Consider the following 17,894-nt stretch of genomic DNA (forward strand, 5'->3'; position numbering starts at 1 on the left):
GCCATGTCCGCACCGGATCCTGGGCGTAGGACTGTGCCCGTCGACGACTACACGCCCCACGGATACCTCGACCTGCCGGGCCACACCAGACGCCTGACACCCAAGGGGGTGCTGCGTAGCAACGGGGTGGGTTTCCGGTGGCACTTCCCGGCGCTCGCGACGTCCTACGGCGGGCGGCGGGAGACCTATCGTGCGGGGTTCCGGCTGGTTCTCGACGGGGCGGCCGCCCTCACGGACTTCGACGACCTCCGCGCGCCGTACCACTCCAAGAACGTCGTCCGCTTCGTGGCGACCAGCGGAAACGCCCGGATGGAGGCGGAGTACTTCGCACTCGGCGATGACGTTCTCTGTGCGCAGGTGCACGCGGCACCGCGGCGACAGCTCTCTGTCCAGGTCGGCTACACCCGGCTGATCGCCGCCGATCACGGGTGGGGCGAGTCGGGGCTCGTCGCGCGGCGCGTCGGTGACCGCCTCGTCCTGCAGGGCTTCGAGGACGGCGAGGCGTTCGTTCTGGAGGTCGTCGGTGCGGCCGCCGAGTTCGCGGTGACCACGGGGGACGTGGCCACCGGCGCGGTGCAAGGCGACGTCGACGGTGCGAGTGCGGACCGGGTGACGGCCGTCGGCGCGGCGGGGGAGCAGGTCAGCGTCTCCGGTGTGGTCACGATCCGGTCCGCGACCCCGGTTGCCTGCACCGTCCTGCTCGCGCGCGGACGTACCGAGGACGAGGCAGTGGCGCGCCTGTCGCGGGCCCGGCGTACCCAGGACGCTTGTCGGGCGGCCCTGCTGGCCGACGACGAGGAGTTCTGGTCGCACGCACCCACGCTGGACGGCGACTGGCCGGACCACTGGCGGCGCGGGCTGGTCTATGACCTCGAGACCCTACGAATGATGGTGAAGCAGCCCGCCGGCATCTACCGGCACGCATGGGACGCGATGCAGATCCAGGCACCGCGGGTCGTCCTCGCCGAGGCGGCGATCGACGCGTTGCTCCTCGGTTACGCCGATCCCGAACTCGCCCAGGAGCTGCTCTTCGGCACGTTCGCCGACGCACCACTGCCCAACGTGCCGTGCTCACGCGAGGACGGTACGTACAACATGGTCTCGGCGGACGGTTCTGTCTGCGGCACCGGTCCGCAGTGGGGTTATCCGTGGCTGGTTGTCCGCCAACTCGCGGCGCTGCGGCCCGACCGCGACTGGCTCGCGCGGCTCTATCCGTACCTCGTCCGTTATCTCGACTGGTGGCTCGCCCATCGCCGCGACACCGACGGATGGCTGGTCCACGCGTGCAGCTGGGAGTCGGGTCAGGACCTCTCGCCACGCTTCGGCGAGCAGCCGCTTGGTGGCGGCCACCCCACCTGGTCGACCCGTCCGGTCGACCTGCAGGCAGCGTTCGCGGACGCGGCCCTGGCGATGGCGGAGTTCGCGGTCGAGTTGGGCTACGGCCAGGACATCGCCCGCTGGAGCGCGCTCGCCGAGGACTACGGCCGGCGCACTGAGCAGTTGTGGAACGGCGGCCGGTACGCGGACTGGCGCACCGACACGGGTGCGGACCAGCCGGGACTCACCGGCGTCGACGACGTGATGCTCCTGGCGCCGGTCGCGCTCGGGTTGGCAGCGGCGGAGCGCAGGGAGGCCCTGCGGCCGGCGATCCGGGCCTGTGACGCCGACTCCGTCGTGTGGCCGATGTTCGCGTGGACCACCGTGGACGCCGCACTGGCGGTGGACGAGGACGACACGGCGGCACGGATCGCGGGAGCTGTCGTCGACCGGGCGTACGGCTTCTGGGATGCCCGCGACCACCAGGAAGGTGTCGGAGGCAAGCCCGGGCGCACCCTGCCTGGAATCGCGTGTGAGTACTGGCCGCTGTCCGGCCGCTGCGGTGGCGAAGGGTACGGCTGGGGAGCGTTCACGACCCACCTGCTCCTGGGCGTCCTGGTCGGTATGCGCCCGACGTCGGAGGGTCTGTACGTACGGCCGAACCTGCCGATCGGCATGCGTACGCCCGGGCGCCGTTATGCCGTCAACCTCACCTTGCGTGGTGTGCGGCTGGTGCTCACCTTGCGACCCGACGAAGACGGTGGCGGCGCCACCGTCGATGTCGCCGACCGAACTGCGACGGTGCGTTGGGGTGAGGAGGCCTTCTGGCGTTGGGAGGAGCTCGGGTGCGCAATGCCGTCCTGACAGGACCCTGGGAGGTGGCCGGCCGCCCAGTAGAGGTCCCCGGATGCTGGGAGGACACGGGGATCGCCAAGGACGCGCCCGGACCGTTCGACTACCGGACGACGTTCGACGTAGGAGGGTTGGCCGCCAGCGATCGGGTCTGGCTGCGCTTCGGAGCGGTGAGCTACGCATGCGAGGTCTTCGTCGACGGGCAGGAGGTCGGGCGACACATCGGCATGTGGGACGCGTTCGACGTGGAGGTCACCTCGGCGGTCGACGCGGGCGGCACCCACGAACTGCTGGTCCGGGTCGAGAAACCCGCCAGCCTCACGGCGGGGCCTGACTCGCCGGCGGTTCCCGGTCGCTATCCGACCAGGGAGACCCTCGCCGGCTTTCTGCCCTACGTCTGGGGACACGTCCACGGCGGCATCTGGCAGGACGTCGAGGTGGTCGTCACCGGGCCTGTCGTGTTCGGCGACGTCACCGCGTGGGGGACTCCGGCGGGCGAGGTCACCATCGCAGCTGAGGTGTCCGGAGCGTCCACCGTCAAGGTGACGTTGACAGATCCGACGGGTGGTGTCGTCTCCGAGGTCGTACGCCGGGTCGAGCACGACGCCGTGTTCAGTATCGGCGTGGACGATCCACAGCCCTGGTCACCGGACGATCCGCGGCTCTACACGGTGCACATCGCCGCCCACACCGACGACGGGAGCAGCGACGACGACGACAGCAGCGACGGTGACGACAGCGACGAAGACGGGAGCAGCAGCGACGACGGCGGCCGCGGCCGGTCCGACGAGCGAACGCTTCGGGTCGGCCTGCGCGAGCTGGCCGCCCACGGCAGCGAGCTCCGCCTCAACGGCGACCCGCTCTATCCGCGGATGCTGCTGTCCTGGGGCTTGTATCCCGACCTGCTCCACGCCGCGCCGTCGCGCGACCGGGTCCGCGCGGACCTCGAACGCCTACGGGAGCTGGGATTCAACGGCGTCAAGCTGTGCCTGTGGTTTCCACCGACGTACTACTTCGACATCGCCGACGAGCTCGGCCTGCTGGTCTGGGTCGAGCTACCCATGTGGCTGCCCCATCCGACCGAACACTTTCGTACGCAGTTGCCCGCCGAAACCGACCGGTTGGTCCGGATGGCGCGCAACCATCCGTCGGTCATCCTCTACACGTTGGGCTGTGAGCTGAGTGCCGTCATCGGAGACGATGTTCTTGCGCCGCTCTACGCCCATGTGAAGGGGCTCGTGCGCGACGCCCTGGTCCGCGACAACAGCGGGTCGGGGGAGGCGTACGGCGGACTGCTCACCGAGTACGCCGACTTCTACGACCACCATCTCTACTGCGAGCTCCAGCACTTCCGCGAGACACTCGAGCACTTCGCACCAGGATGGCGCGACGCCAAGCCGTGGCTCTTCGGCGAGTTCTGCGACCTCGACACGTTCCGCGACCTTCGCCGCCTGGGCGCCGTAGCCGCCGACCGCCCCTGGTGGACACACGGCGACCCCGCGGTCAATCCGCAGGGCGCCCGCTGGCAGTACGACGTCCAGGCACACGAGGAACGCCTGCGGCGCAACGGCTTCTGGGACCGCGGAGCGGAGCTGGAAGCGATCTCGCGACAACAGGCCCTGCTCCACCGCAAGGTCACGTTGGAGGCCGTCCGGATCCGGCACGACACGTCGGGCTACGTCGTCACCGGCGAGCGCGACACCCCGATCAGCACGGCAGGGCTCTGGGACGATCTCGGCGAGCTGAAGGTCGATCCCGCGGAGTTCCGGGCGTTCAACTCCGACCTGGTGGCGTGTGTCGGCTGGGACCGGCGCCGGACGTGGCGGGCGGGTGGCGACCGGCCGGCGTACGGCGATCCCTGGTGCCACGAGGCCGGTGCCGTCGTACGCCCGCATCTCGTCCTTGCCCACCACGGAAGGGACTCCGCGCCCGTATGGGCGGAGTGGACGGTCGCGCTCGACGGCAGTGATCCTTTCACCTCCGGCTCCCATGGTCCGGGGGAGCGGCTGAGGCCGGGAACGGTGCGGGAGGTGTGCGTCGCGGCGTTCGAGGTTCCGGACGTACGCACACCACGGCAGGCGACGCTGCGGGTCCGTGCCTGGGTGGGCGGTGAGCTGACCTCGAACACCTGGCGGTTCTGGTTCTTTCCGCACTCGCCGTGGGCAGAGGTCGGCCCGGTCGTCCTGGACGACCCTGGCGGGCGGGTCGCCGACCTCCGCGCCCTCGCGCCCGCAGTTGCCGACACCCTCACCACGGAGGCTGTCACGGTCGCGACGCGGTGGACGCCGGACCTCGCCCATGCGGTCGAGAACGGCGCGCGCGCGATCCTGCTGGCCGACGAGGCGAGCGACAGCCCACTGCCGCTCGTCCCGATGCCGTTCTGGCGTGAGGCGGTGAAGGTGATCGAGCCGCACGAAGCCTGGGACGACTTTCCTCATGAGGGATGGACCGACCTGCAGTTCGCCGGATGTGCGCCCGACCTCGCGATCGACACGAGCGACACGTGTGGTGTCGCCGGCCCGATGCGCCCGCTGCTCCGCAGGATCGATGCCCGGACGGCGCACCTGCACGACTACGCGACCGAGATCGCGTGGGGCAAGGGCCGGCTGATCGTGTCCACGTTGCGGTTCGAGGGATCGCGCGGTGACCAGCCTCGTGGGCTGGCCCGCAACACCGCCGCGTCGTACCTCCTGTCGCGCTTTGTCAGTTTTCTCCAGATGCGCTGACCGGGACCGGGACCGGGCGCCGAGCTGGCCGGGGACGGAGATCGGTGGGCTGATGCGGCATTCGCCTGGTTGGCCGGGTTACTCGCCTGGTTGGCCGGGTTACTCGCCTGGTTGGCCGGGCTGTTGGGGCGTTTCGAGGCGTCGATGCCTTGCCCGGGTGCCACTCGCCTAGCTGACGTGGTTACTCACCTAGCTGACCTGGCCCGCGCCGCTCACGGGCGAGCCGCTCACGGGCGAGCCGCCCACCGTCGGTGCAAGACGCGCACGCGTGACGGAAAACCGGGTGGGTCGGCTTGGCGGCATTGCTTATCCTTGCCACCGTATGCATACTTCCTCGCCGCCCACGCTCACGATGCTGCGGAGCCGGCTCCCCGACCTGATGCTTCGCGACCAGCATCGCCTGCGGCGCCGGCTCGACGGCGTACGCAAGATCCGGTCCGACGGTGCACGTCAGTCGGCCGAGGCCGCGATCGTCGCCGATGTCGACAGGGCGGAGCGGCGCCTCGCCGGCCGGCAGGCGGGCGTCCCGGCGGTCACCTATCCGGCCGCGCTACCGGTCAGCCAGAAGAAGGACGACATCCTGGCCGCGATCCGCGACCACCAGGTGGTGATCGTCGCGGGTGAGACCGGCTCGGGCAAGACCACTCAGCTGCCGAAGATCTGCCTCGAGCTCGGTCGCGGCGTACGCGGCATGATCGGTCACACGCAGCCGCGCCGGATCGCCGCGCGCACCGTTGCCGAACGCATCGCCGCAGAGCTCGACACCCCACTCGGCGGAGCCGTCGGGTGGAAGGTCCGGTTCACCGACAAGGTGGGCGACGACACGCTCGTCAAGGTGATGACCGACGGCATCCTGTTGGCGGAGATCCAGCACGACCGCCTGCTGCGCGACTACGACACCCTCATCATCGACGAGGCGCACGAGCGCAGCCTGAACATCGACTTCATCCTGGGCTACGTCAAGCAGCTCCTGCCGCGCCGGCCTGACCTGAAGGTGATCATCACCTCGGCCACCATCGATCCCGAGCGTTTCGCACGGCATTTCCAGCTGGAGACCGCCGAGCGTGCATCCGCCGCGGAGGTGCCGATCGTCGAGGTCTCCGGGCGTACCTATCCGGTCGAGGTGCGCTATCGCCCTGTCGTCGACGACGCCGAGGACCGCGATCGCGACCAGATCCAGGCGATCTGCGACGCGGTCGACGAACTCCTCGCCGAAGGCCCCGGCGACATCCTGGTCTTCCTCTCCGGCGAACGGGAGATCCGCGACACCGCCGACGCACTGAGCAAGCAGAACCTCCGCCACACCGAGATCCTCCCGTTGTACGCACGACTGTCCTCGGCCGACCAGCACCGGGTCTTCCAGTCCCACGGCGGCCGCCGCATCGTGCTCGCGACCAATGTCGCCGAGACCTCGCTCACCGTGCCGGGCATCAAGTACGTCATCGACCCCGGCACCGCCCGCATCTCCCGCTACAGCCACCGGTTGAAGGTGCAGCGGCTGCCGATCGAACCCGTCTCGCAGGCGTCGGCCAACCAGCGCAAGGGTCGCTGCGGGCGAACCTCTGACGGGATCTGCATCCGGCTCTATTCCGAGGAGGACTTCGAGTCCCGCCCGGAGTTCACCGAGCCCGAGATCGTCCGGACGAACCTCGCCTCGGTCATCCTCGCGATGGCGGCGGCGGGGCTGGGCGACATCGCGGCGTTCCCGTTCATCGACCCGCCGGACCACCGCAACATCAGGGCCGGCATCCAGCTGCTGGAGGAACTCGGGGCGCTCGACCCGAAGGCCAAGGGCCCGAAGCTCACCCCGCTCGGGCGTACGCTGTCCCAGCTCCCGCTCGATCCCCGGTTCGCGCGGATGGTCGTGGCAGCACAGGACAACGGGTGCGTCCGCGAGGTGATGGTCATCGCGGCGGCCCTGTCCATCCAGGACCCGCGCGAACGCCCCACCGACAAGGAGCAGCAGGCGGCGGAGAAGCACGCCCGGTTCGTCGCGGAGGACTCGGACTTCCTCGCCTACCTCAACCTGTGGAAGTACCTGCGGGAGAAGCAGGACGAGCTGTCGTCGAACCAGTTCCGCAAGCTGTGCAAGGCCGAGTTCCTCAACTTCCTCCGCGTCCGCGAGTGGCAGGACATCGAGAGCCAGCTCCGGCAGGTGACCCGGGGTACGGACATCACCCTCAACTCCACGCCGGGGGAGCCCCAGAAGATCCACCTGTCGTTGCTGGCGGGTCTGTTGTCACAGATCGGCGTGAAGGACGGCGAGCAGCAGGACGCTGGGAAGAAGGGGGCGTCGCGCGGTACGCGTCCACCGCGACGCCGGATCTCGCATGAGTACCTCGGCGCGCGGGGCGCGAGGTTCGCGGTCTTCCCGGGATCGTCGCTGTTCAAGAAGTCGCCGTCGTGGGTCATGGCGGCCGAGCTCGTCGAGACGTCGCGGCTGTGGGCCAGGGTCGTCGCGAAGATCGAGCCCGAATGGGCCGAGGCGCAGGCACAGCACCTGGTCATGCGCAGCTACAGCGAACCGCACTGGTCCAAGAAGCAGAGCGCCGTCCTCGCGTACGAACGCGTGACACTGTACGGCGTACCCCTCGCGGTGAACCGGCGCGTCAACTACGGCCGGATCGATCCCGTGGTCTCCCGCGAGATCTTCATTCGACAGGCCCTGGTCGAGGGCCAATGGGAGACCCGGCATGCGTTCTTCCACGAGAACCGCGCGCTGCTGGACGAGGTGGAGGACCTCGAGAACCGCGCGCGCCGGCGCGACATCGTGGTCGACGACGAGACGCTGTTCGCGTTCTACGACGAACGCCTCCCCGCCGATGTCGTGTCCGGCGCGCATTTCGACAGCTGGTGGAAGAAGGTACGCAGGGACACGCCGGACCTGCTCACCTTCTCCACGTCCATGCTCGTCACCGACGCCGCCGAGGCGGTCCGCGAGTCCGACTACCCGGACTTCTGGCACCGCGACGGCCTTCGGCTCAAGCTGACCTACCAGTTCGAGCCCGGCAGCGCCGCCGACGGCGTCACCGTCCACATCCCGCTGCCGGTTCTCAACCAGGTCAACGGGACGTCGTTCAGCTGGCAGGTTCCCGGGCTTCGCGAGGAACTCGTCACGTCGTTGATCCGCGCCCTTCCGAAGCAGCTGCGGCGGATCTTCGTGCCCGCGCCCGACTTCGCGAAGGCGGCTCTGCAGCGCCTCACGCCGTACCAAGGTGCGCTCCAGGAAGCGCTGGGGCGGGAGCTTCGCGCGATGTCCGGCACGATCGTGCCACGCGACGTCTGGCAGCCGGACCGGGTACCAGAGCACCTCAAGATGACCTTCGCCGTCGACGACGGCAAGGGTCGCACACTGGCGGAGGGCAAGGACCTCGAAGCCCTACGCCGGCAGCTCCGGGACGAGATGACGACGACGCTGGCAAAGGCCGCCGGCGGCCTCGAACGCGACGGCCTGCGCGACTGGGACTTCGACCAGCTCCCGCGCGGCATCGCCCAACGCCGGCAGGGCTACGAGGTCAAGGCCTATCCCGCGCTCGCTGACGAGGGGACCAGCGTCGCCATCCGGCTGTACGAAAGTGAGTCCGCGCAACGTCGCGCGATGGTGGCGGGCACCCGCAGGTTGCTCCTGCTGAAGCTCCCAGCCCCCATCAAACCGGTGCTCGCCCGGTTGAGCATCGCGCAGAAGCTGGCTCTCGGGCACAGCCCGCACGGCGACGCCGGTGCGTTGTTCGACGACTGCCTGGGCTGTGCGGTCGACACCCTGGTCTCCGCGGCGGGCGGTCCCTCCTGGGACGCCGAAGGTTTCGCCAAGCTGGTCGACACGGTGCGCGCCGACCTGCAGGACACTGTGACCGACATCATCGTCAGGGTGGCCGAGATCCTGCGCGTCGCGCACGAGCTGAACGCCCACCTCGACACCATGACGAACCCGGCCCTGGCCCCGGCGGTCGCGGACGTGCGGTCACAGCTCGAAGGACTCGTCTTCGCCGGCTTCGTCACCGCACACGGCAGGGATCGGTTGCCTGACGTCCTCCGCTACCTGCGGGGCATCGAACGCCGCCTCGACAAGGTCCCCACCGAGACCCAACGGGACCTCGAGCACACGCAGGTGGTCGCCCGGCTTCAGCAGTCCTACGACCAACTCGTCGGAGGTCTGGACGCCGACGACCCCGACTCTCGCATCGAAGGGGTCGAGCAGGTCCGCTGGATGCTCGAGGAACTCCGGGTGAGCTTCTTCGCCCAGCAGCTCGGGACCTCCGCCCCGATCTCGGAGAAGCGGATCCGCAAGGTCCTCGACCGGCTCGAGTCCTGACCCTGACCCGGCGCTGAACATACCCGGGCCGTCAAGCAAACAAGGGCATCAAGGTGCCATGGCGATTGACGCCGCACCGCCCGCCGTCGAAGGTGAGTCCCGACCTGCGGGGGTTGGCGATCGGTCGATGTCCATGCGTACGCGACAGGCTTGTCGTACGTATCTGTTCATGCGTTGACCGCACTCTCTCGAGGAGACACGATGGCGCGACGGCGACTGATGGGGATACTCGCGGGCTTGACGATGGTCCTGGCGACAGCGGTCGTGGTCGGCGTACCGGCGACGACCGCACACGCCGATGGTTGCTACACCTGGAACCGCACTCTCCAGCAGGGCATGAGTGGAAGCGACGTCACCCAGTTGCAGATCCGGGTGGCCGGTTGGCCCGGATTCCAGAACCAGATCGCGCTCGACGGCGCCTACGGTCCGCAGACCGCGGCGGCGGTACAGCGTTTCCAGGCTGCCTACGGCCTTGCCGCGGACGGAGTGGCCGGCCCGGCGACCTTCGCGAAGATCTACGAGCTACAGGACAACGACTGCACGCCGATCCACTTCTCCTACGCCGAGCTCAACCAATGCAACAGCACCTGGGCCGGTGGCCGGGTCTCGGCGACCACCGCTCGTGCCAACGCACTACGCACGATGTGGAAGCTCGAGGCGCTGCGGCACGCCCTGGGTGACAACCCGCTGATCGTCACGTCAGGTTTCCGCAGCGAGGCGTGCAACAGCGCGGTGGGTGGTGCGTCGAACAGCCGGCACCTCTACGGCGACGCGGCCGACCTCGTCTCGGGCTCCGCCTCCCTGTGCCGGATCGTGCAACAGGCGAGGTCGCACGGGTTCGGCGGCCTGTTCGGGCCCGGCTACCCCGGTCACAACGACCACATCCACGCGGACGGCCGGTCTGGTTTCGTGTGGGACGCGCCCACCTGCGGAGTCTGATCCCGGCGCCGCGTTCCACCCGACCTCGATCGACAACCCTCACCGATCCCGCTGGCTGTTGGCCACGATGGCGGCGGCCGGCGGGATCAACGCGGCGACGGCGGACAGGATGAACGCCGCAGTCACCGAGAACCGGCTCACCACCAGCCAGGCCATTAGGAACAGGCCGATGCAGAGGCCCATCAGGGCAAGGTAAAGGCGCCGCCGCTGCCCGCGCTGTCCCTGCCCCTGCCGTTGTTCGTTCACCTGGGCAAGGCTCGCACCGTCAGGCGGGCATGTCCGGGCGCAGGTACCGCGAGAACCATTCGCTCGCGAGCTGTGCCACGCGTTCCAGCGCACCGGGTTCCTCGAACAGGTGCGTGGCTCCGGCGACAACGGCGATGTCGTGGGGCGCCGACAGCCTCCTGGCCGCCTGCTGGTTGAGGCCCAGTACCTGCCGGTCCTCGCTGCCGACGATGAGGAGGGTGGGCGCCCGCACCCGGTCCAGCGCGGCACCAGCGAGGTCAGGTCGACCACCCCGGGACACGATCGCGCCCACGTCGTCTGGCCGTTCCGCCGCGGCCACCAGCGCGCTGGCGGCGCCTGTGCTCGCACCGAAGATCCCGATCGGCAGGCCACGCGTCTCTTCCCACCGGCGTAGCTGGTCAACGGCAGCGGTGACTCGTTTACCGAGCAGGCCGATGTCGAAGCGCAGCTCGGCGGTCTGGCGGTCGAGCACCTCCTCGTCCGGCGTCAACAGGTCGAGGAGGACCGTCGCGAAGCCCGCATCGGAGAGGGTACGAGCGACTGCCCGGTTGCGCGGACTGTGCCGCGAACTTCCCGACCCGTGGGCGAACAGGACGAGCGCCTCGGCACTGGTGGGCAGGACGAGGTCTCCGCGCAGCTCGACGTCCGCGGGCGCGGTACCAGCAGGGACGGTGACCGGAACGCTCATCGGCGCCTGCACAGCCTCTCGACGTCTCGGTGTCGCCGACGCACCTGATGACCCACCTTGGACTTCCTACCGCAGGGCGGCCCGCGCAAACCAACGCCGACGATGGGGCATACAGATTCGGGCGGACGGGTGGACGTGGCGGACCGGCCGATGGTGCAGATCTGTGGGCGTGGCTGACCGGCGTACTGCTGACCGGCGTACCGCGGGCCGGCCTACTGCGGACCGGCGTACCGCGGGCCGGCCTACTGCGGACCGGCGTGACGCGCGCGAAACCTGGCCGGCGTACGATCGGCTCGTTCGAGCTGGGGCGCTTGGCAGATCCACCCGATCCGACCCGGTCGCGGGCGTAGGAAAGAGCAGGTTCGCAATGCGGATGGCACGATGATCCAGATCCGTGGCGATGAGCAGTCCGGTTACTTCGCGATGGTCGACTGCGACGAGTGTGCGGCGTGCATCGTGTTCAGGCCCCGTGACCACGGGTTGTGGGTGGGCTCGGCGCGCCAGGTACGCGTCTACCTGACCGACCACGTGGGCTGGGTCTTCGACGGCAGCTCGGGCGGCTTCTTCTGTCCCGCCCACTTCGCCTGACCGGATCGGGCCCAGCATGTCGGAGGACGTCGGCGATCCCGGTTCCCCATGCGGATGACGGACCGTCTGGCGGTGTCGCGCACCACCGCCTGGCAGTGTCCGGGACAGGTCATGACCGGTGTACCCGGAGCGGGCCAGCCGACCGGTACGTTCGTAGGAATCGATTTCCGGAGGTACGAACGTGAACGCAGGCGACGGCATGACCGGCGGTCCGAACAGCGGTCGGGGAGGTGGCCAGGGGAGTGGTCGGGGCGGCGGTCCGACGAGCGGGCTGGTCGGCGGGCTCGGTGACCTGGCCCGCGTGTCCGACGCGGTGACCCGCTCGATCAGCGCCGAGAACCCGACCGGTGAGAAGGGCCGCGGCGGTGCGGCGACCGAGGGGACCGGCGCCAACGCGGCGCGTGATCTCGGCCGCGGCTGGAAGGTCTCGCCGTCGATCCGGATCGAGGCCGGCGACACAGCGACTCTGGCAGGCATCGAAGGGTCCGGAGCGATCCAGCACATCTGGCTGACGACCCACGTGTCGAACTGGCGCCGGCTGCTCCTGCGGTTCTACTGGGATGACGACCCGCGCCCGGCCGTCGAGGTACCGGTGGGCGACTTCTTCGGCCAGGGATGGGGAGCGTTCGCCCAGCTGAGCTCGCTGCCCGTCGCGGTCAACCCCAACGGCGGGTTCAACTGCTACTGGCCGATGCCGTTCGCGCGGTCGGCGCGGATCACCCTGGAGAATCTCGCCGACGACCCGGTCATCGTCTACTACCAGGTCGACTACACCCTCGCGGAGCAGGGCGACGACCTGGCGTACTTCCACTCCCAGTGGCGGCGCAGCAACCCGCTGCCGTCGGCGGAGGTCCACACGATCCTGGATGGCGTCGAGGGCACCGGCCACTACGTCGGCACCTACCTCGCGTGGGGCGTCAACAGCACCGGCTGGTGGGGCGAGGGTGAGCTGAAGTTCTACCTCGACGGGGACGACGAGTTCCCGACCATCTGCGGTACCGGGACCGAGGACTACTTCGGCGGTGCCTGGAACTTCGACGTCCCGGGTCAGGGATACACCGCGTTCTCGACGCCGTTCCTCGGACTGCACCAGATCATCGCGCCGGACGGGCTGTACCGGAGTCAGCAGCGGTTCGGCATGTACCGCTGGCATATCTTCGACCCGATCCGCTTCGCGGCCGATCTGCGCGTCACCGTGCAGGCGCTGGGGTGGCGGGCGGGTGGGCGGTACCTGCCGCTGCAGGACGACATCGCCTCGACCGCGTTCTGGTATGGCCGCGAGACGTCGTACGCCGCTCCCGCGACCCCCGACCTCGACACCCTGGAGATCTGCTGAGCACCGGCCTCTCCCGGCCTATCCCCGTGATCATGATCGTGATCATGAAGGAAATCTGGGGTCTATGCGCCGCAAGACTTTCATGGTCATGGTGCGTAGATCCCGGCGTCGACCTGCTGGACCGAGGCGGCCGCCAACCTCGCGGTGAAGTCCTCGGTCTCCTGCAGGTGCTCGTCCATCAGGGCACCGGCCGCGCGCGCCGCTCTGCGGCGTACGGCGGCCATGATCTTGGTGTGGAAGTCGATCGCCCGAGCGGCCAGCTCGGCGTTGTCCTCGACGGTACGCCTGCGGACACTACGCAGCGCACCGTCCACGGAATGGAACAGCGTCAGCGCGAACGTGTTGCCCGCGGCCCGGAGCAAGGCGTCGTGGAAGTCGACGTCGGCGGAGCTGAACGTGTCGAGATCGCCGGCGGCCCACGCGGCCTTCATCGCCTCGACGGCGACGGTCATGCGTTCGAGGTCGGCGTCGGTACGCCGGAGAGCGGCGAGTTCGGCGATGCCGCGCTCGACGATGCGCCGCAGTTCGGTGAGCTCGTACGCGAGTGCGTAGCCGGGTTCGAGGGTCGCCCGCGCGTTGAGCACGGTGCTGTCGAACGGTGCCCACATCGCCGGCGCGTTGACGAAGGTGCCCCGCCCCTGCTGAACCCGCAGGACACCGCGCTGGCGCAGATCCTTGATCGCCTCGCGCAGGGTCAGCCGGCTCACCCCGGCTCGCTCGGCCAGCACGGGTTCGGGAGGAAGCCTGCTCTCCGGTGGGTAGGTACCGCTGACGATCTCGTCCAGCAGTCGTTCTGCCAGTTGGTCGGCGAGGCCGGTGCGGCTGACAGTGGAGAACTGACTCGCGCGTCTGCCGGTGCGCGGCGGATCCACCCAGCGGATGTTCTGGTCGGTCATGTTGGACTGCGCCTCCCCAGCCTGGCCACCTTGCCTGACCATCTTCGGACGGTCCGGTGGCCCACACGAGAGCCACAGAGTATGGCAGCCGCGCAACGGATACCTGGCACAGGGCCGAAACCCGGTACGATCGCGATGTTGAAACATCTGATGTCTTGGAGGGTGCGTACCCATGGCCGTTCCGGCGCCAACCGCGCTTGCTGACCTGACGCTCCGACTCCATGCCGACGACAACGTTGTCATCGCGATGCAGGACCTCGACCCAGGACCGTACGCGCTCGCCGGCGGCGGCACCCTCGACGTCGCCGACTCCGTGCCCCGCGGGCACAAGGTCGCCGTCGCTCCAGTGGCCGAAGGCGACCCTGTTCGCAAGTACGGCCAGGTCATCGGCTTCGCCAGCGCGGCCATCACACCTGGCCGGCACGTGCACACGCACAACACGGCGTTCCAGATGTTCGAGCGGGCCTACGACTTCGGTGTCGACACGCGCCCGACCGAGTACGTCCCCGAGAACGCCCGCGCGACCTTCCAGGGCATCCTCCGCCCCGACGGCCGCCCGGCGACCCGCAACTACATCGGCATCCTCACCACGGTCAACTGCTCGGCGACCGCGGCCAAGCTGATCGCCGAACGGTTCAAGTACGACGCGCTCGACGACTTCCCGCAGGTCGACGGCGTTGTCTCCCTCACCCACGACACAGGCTGCGGCATGGCTGGTCCTGGCAGCGAGGGGTTCGAGGTCCTGCGCCGTACTCTCACCGGCTACGCCAACCACCCCAACTTCGCCGGCTTCCTCGTCCTCGGCCTCGGCTGCGAGGTCAACCAGGTCTCCTCCCTCGTCGAGCACTGGCAGATCCCCGCGCACAAGCTCACGGTGCCGATGACGATCCAGGAACTCGGCGGTACGAAGAAGACCGTCGCCGAAGGCATCGCCCGGATCAAGGAGATGCTCCCCGACGTCAACAACGTCACCCGCGAGACCGTCCCCGCGAGCGAGCTCGTCCTCGCCATGGAGTGCGGCGGCTCCGACGGCTACTCCGGCATCACCGCCAACCCCGCCCTGGGCGCGGCGGCGGACCTGCTCGTCGCCCACGGCGGCACGGCCGTCTTCGGCGAGACCCCGGAAATCTATGGCGCGGAACATCTGCTGGCTCGTCGCGCCGTCAGCCACAAGGTCGGCGAGAAGCTGGTCGAGCGCATCCGCTGGTGGGAGGACTACACCGCCAAGCACGGCGGCAGCATGGACAACAACCCCTCGCCCGGCAACAAGGCCGGCGGTCTCACGACGATCCTGGAGAAGTCGCTCGGTGCGGCGGCCAAGGGTGGCACGACCAACCTCGCCGACGTCGTCGAGTTCGCCGAGGAGATCACCGCGCGGGGGCTCGTCTTCATGGACACCCCCGGCTACGACCCGGTGAATGCGACCGGCATGGTCGCCGGCGGCTCCCAGGTGCTGTGCTTCACGACCGGGCGCGGCTCGGCGTTCGGGTGCAAGCCCACGCCGTCGCTGAAGCTCGCCACCAACACCCCGATGTACGAACGCATGACCGATGACATGGACCTCAACTGCGGCATCGTCGCCGACGGCGGGGCCTCGGTCGCGGAGTCCGGGCAGCAGATCTTCGACCTGGTGCTGCGGGTCGCGTCGGGGGAGAAGACCAAGAGCGAGGAGCTGGGGTACGGCGACGAGGAGTTCGTCCCGTGGCAGCTCGGCGCTGTGATGTGAGGGAGGCGGTCGCCGTGACGAACGGCGGTGGAACGACCAGCACAGGCACCAACCTCGGCCCGTTCGAACGAATCCGCGACGTCTCACCGCAGGCGCCCCTGCCGGATCTGCTGCCCGTCCGCCAGCACTACGACGTGCCCGTCGAGGCCGACGTCCCGGCGGCGACCAGGCGCGAGCTGGAAGCGCTCCGTCCTCGGATCGCCGCCGGCATGCGGATCGCCGTCACCGCCGGCAGCCGGGGCATCCACGACATCGCCACCGTGGTCAAGGCCGCGTGCACCTGGTTACGGGAGCAGGGGGCCGAGCCGTTCATCGTTCCGGCAATGGGTTCACACGGTGACGCGAATGCCGAGGGCCAGCTCGCCGTCCTCGCGTCGTACGGCATCACCGAGCAGACGATGGGCGTCCCGCTGCGGGCGACCATGGACACGGTCGTGCTGGGACGCGTACCGGACGGGCCGGAAGTCCATCTCGACGCCCATGCCGCCCAGGCCGACGGGATCCTGCTGGTCAACCGGATCAAGCCGCACACCGACTTCCACGGCGAGATGGAAAGCGGTCTCGGCAAGATCGCCGCGATCGGGCTCGGCAAGCAGCGGGGTGCCGAGGGCATTCATGCGTACGGCTCGACCGGGCTCGCCCGGTGGATGCCCGCGGTGGCCAGGCGAATCGTCGACACCGGCAAGGTGCTCGGCGGGCTTGCGATCGTCGAGAACGCCCACGAGACGACGGCCAAGGTGGCCTTCGTCGCCCCCGACGGCATCGCCGGGCCGGCGGAGACCGCTCTGCTGGCCGAGGCCGGTGAACTGCTCGGGCGGCTGCCCTTCGACGACCTCGACGTGCTGGTCGTCGACGAGCTCGGCAAGGACAAGTCGGGCTCCGGCATGGACACCAACGTCATCGGCCGGATGTGGATCCCCGGCGTCGCCGAACCCGACGGTCCCCGGATCACCGCCATCACCGTGCACGCGATCAGCAAGGCGTCGTACGGCAACGCCGTCGGCGTCGGTCTCGCCGACTTCATCCCGTTCCGCGTGCTGGAGGACATCGACCTGCACGCCGTCTACGTCAACGCGATGACGTCGGGAACCGGCGGCCTGCGGCGTACGAAGCTGCCGATCGCCCTGGCCACCGACCGCGACGCGGTGGCGGCCGCGATTCTCATGTGCGGCCGGCCCGACCCGGAGAACGTCCGGCTGGTCCGGGTCCACGACACGCTCGACACGGTTTCTCTCCTGGTCTCGGCGAGCCTGCGGGCCGAGATCGAATCGCATCCGCGGTTGGAGATCGTCGGTGAGCCGGTTCCGTTCGCGTGTACGCCGGAGGGTGAGCTGCCCGCCTGGCCGGCGTAGAGTCCCGCCCGCGACGGCAACAGCTTCGCGGGCAGTGGTCAGGCACATCCGTCGATGTCGGACAATCCAGGATTTTCGGGCTCGAGCTGAACCGACCGGGCTCGCCTTCCGTAGTTAGAGGGGTCAGCGCCCGGTGCTCGACCTATCGACGGGAGTTACCACGTGGAGACCACTGACCCGCAGGCCCGGCTTTCGATGCCCTCGACCGTGCCGCCCCCGCCCGCTGGCGACCTGCCTTCCTTGACCCGGCGCCGGGTCCTGAGCGGTGTCGCCGTCGCCGGAGCCGCAGTCCCGGTGCTCGCCGCCTGCGCCGGTGGCACACAGACCGAGGAGGAGCCGCCCGCCGACGGCGCTCCAGCGGAGGACCCGCCCGCGGAGGAGGAGCCCTCCGAAGAAGAGCCCACCGAGGAGGAGCCGCCCGCCGGGGCCGACGCTCTGGCGAAGACCGCGGACATTCCCGTCGGAGGTGGCGTGGTGCTCGCCGACCAGAAGCTGGTGGTCACGCAGCCGGCGGCCGGTGAGTTCAAGGCGTTCAGCGCGTTGTGCACCCACAAGGGCTGCCCGGTCAACGACGTGACGGACGGGTCCATCAACTGTCCGTGCCACGGCAGCAAGTTCAGCGCCAGCGACGGCAGTGTCACGAGCGGTCCCGCCACCGAGCCGCTGGAGACCAAGGAGGTCACGGTCAACGGCGATTCGATCATGCTCGCCTAGTTGGTGCCGGTCCCTCACAATCGCGAGGCCGCTCGGGGTCCCGTCCCGCTCAGAGCCGCTCGTGGTCCCGTTCCGTGATCATGATCGTGATCATGAAGGTTGTCGTGGCCCATAGCCCCGAGAGCCTTCATGGTTCCGAACGCCTTCATGATCACGCAGCGCAGATCGGCCGTCCGAGCGATGGTCCAGCCCGGAGCGCCAG

General features: G+C 69.2%; 12 protein-coding genes. 9 read left to right on the plus strand and 3 right to left on the minus strand.

What is annotated here, in order from left to right:
- Positions 1 to 3 precede the first annotated feature (3 nt).
- From ABNF93_RS17110 to ABNF93_RS17125, 4 genes are all read left to right on the plus strand, one after another.
- Positions 4 to 2,181 carry an MGH1-like glycoside hydrolase domain-containing protein gene (locus tag ABNF93_RS17110; RefSeq protein WP_349329078.1) on the plus strand — a complete coding sequence of 726 codons (2,178 nt, stop codon included), beginning with the start codon at positions 4 to 6 and terminating at the stop codon, positions 2,179 to 2,181.
- Positions 2,163 to 4,895 (plus strand): glycosyl hydrolase 2 galactose-binding domain-containing protein, encoded by a 2,733-nt coding sequence (locus tag ABNF93_RS17115; protein ID WP_349329079.1) that lies wholly within the window; start codon positions 2,163 to 2,165, stop codon positions 4,893 to 4,895. The genes ABNF93_RS17110 and ABNF93_RS17115 overlap by 19 nt, the downstream gene beginning before the upstream one ends.
- 322 nt (positions 4,896 to 5,217) lie before the next feature.
- Positions 5,218 to 9,207 (plus strand): ATP-dependent RNA helicase HrpA, encoded by a 3,990-nt coding sequence (gene hrpA / locus ABNF93_RS17120; protein WP_349329080.1) that lies wholly within the window; start codon positions 5,218 to 5,220, stop codon positions 9,205 to 9,207.
- 201 nt (positions 9,208 to 9,408) lie between these two features.
- Entirely contained in the window at positions 9,409 to 10,146 is a 738-nt protein-coding gene (locus ABNF93_RS17125; RefSeq protein ID WP_349329081.1) for a D-Ala-D-Ala carboxypeptidase family metallohydrolase, read from the plus strand.
- 39 nt (positions 10,147 to 10,185) lie between these two features.
- Here ABNF93_RS17125 and ABNF93_RS17130 read toward each other — a convergent pair whose 3' ends face one another.
- Complete coding sequence (locus tag ABNF93_RS17130; RefSeq protein ID WP_349329082.1) at positions 10,186 to 10,392, minus strand: DUF3099 domain-containing protein; 207 nt, start codon at positions 10,390 to 10,392, stop codon at positions 10,186 to 10,188.
- A 19-nt stretch (positions 10,393 to 10,411) separates the two neighbouring features.
- Positions 10,412 to 11,080 carry a dienelactone hydrolase family protein gene (locus ABNF93_RS17135; RefSeq protein WP_349329083.1) on the minus strand — a complete coding sequence of 223 codons (669 nt, stop codon included), beginning with the start codon at positions 11,078 to 11,080 and terminating at the stop codon, positions 10,412 to 10,414.
- Positions 11,081 to 11,461: 381 nt separating this feature from the next.
- Here ABNF93_RS17135 and ABNF93_RS17140 point away from each other — a divergent pair, with 381 nt between their 5' ends.
- A complete protein-coding gene (locus ABNF93_RS17140) occupies positions 11,462 to 11,668 on the plus strand; it encodes a hypothetical protein (protein ID WP_349329084.1) in 207 nt (68 codons plus the stop codon).
- A 181-nt stretch (positions 11,669 to 11,849) separates the two neighbouring features.
- A complete protein-coding gene (locus ABNF93_RS17145) occupies positions 11,850 to 13,004 on the plus strand; it encodes a glycoside hydrolase family 172 protein (protein ID WP_349329085.1) in 1,155 nt (384 codons plus the stop codon).
- An 86-nt stretch (positions 13,005 to 13,090) separates the two neighbouring features.
- Here ABNF93_RS17145 and ABNF93_RS17150 read toward each other — a convergent pair whose 3' ends face one another.
- Complete coding sequence (locus ABNF93_RS17150) at positions 13,091 to 13,942, minus strand: FadR/GntR family transcriptional regulator (protein WP_349329086.1); 852 nt, start codon at positions 13,940 to 13,942, stop codon at positions 13,091 to 13,093.
- Between the two features lie 130 nt (positions 13,943 to 14,072).
- Here ABNF93_RS17150 and ABNF93_RS17155 point away from each other — a divergent pair, with 130 nt between their 5' ends.
- From ABNF93_RS17155 to ABNF93_RS17165, 3 genes are all read left to right on the plus strand, one after another.
- A complete protein-coding gene (locus ABNF93_RS17155; protein ID WP_349329087.1) occupies positions 14,073 to 15,626 on the plus strand; it encodes a UxaA family hydrolase in 1,554 nt (517 codons plus the stop codon).
- Between the two features lie 14 nt (positions 15,627 to 15,640).
- Entirely contained in the window at positions 15,641 to 16,978 is a 1,338-nt protein-coding gene (locus ABNF93_RS17160; protein WP_349329088.1) for a nickel pincer cofactor-dependent isomerase, group 22, read from the plus strand.
- Between the two features lie 162 nt (positions 16,979 to 17,140).
- Positions 17,141 to 17,692 (plus strand): Rieske (2Fe-2S) protein, encoded by a 552-nt coding sequence (locus ABNF93_RS17165; RefSeq protein ID WP_349329089.1) that lies wholly within the window; start codon positions 17,141 to 17,143, stop codon positions 17,690 to 17,692.
- Positions 17,693 to 17,894: the final 202 nt, after the last annotated feature.

It is taken from the genome of Actinopolymorpha sp. B9G3 (assembly GCF_040120725.1).
Classification (GTDB): Bacteria; Actinomycetota; Actinomycetes; order Propionibacteriales; family Actinopolymorphaceae; genus Thermasporomyces.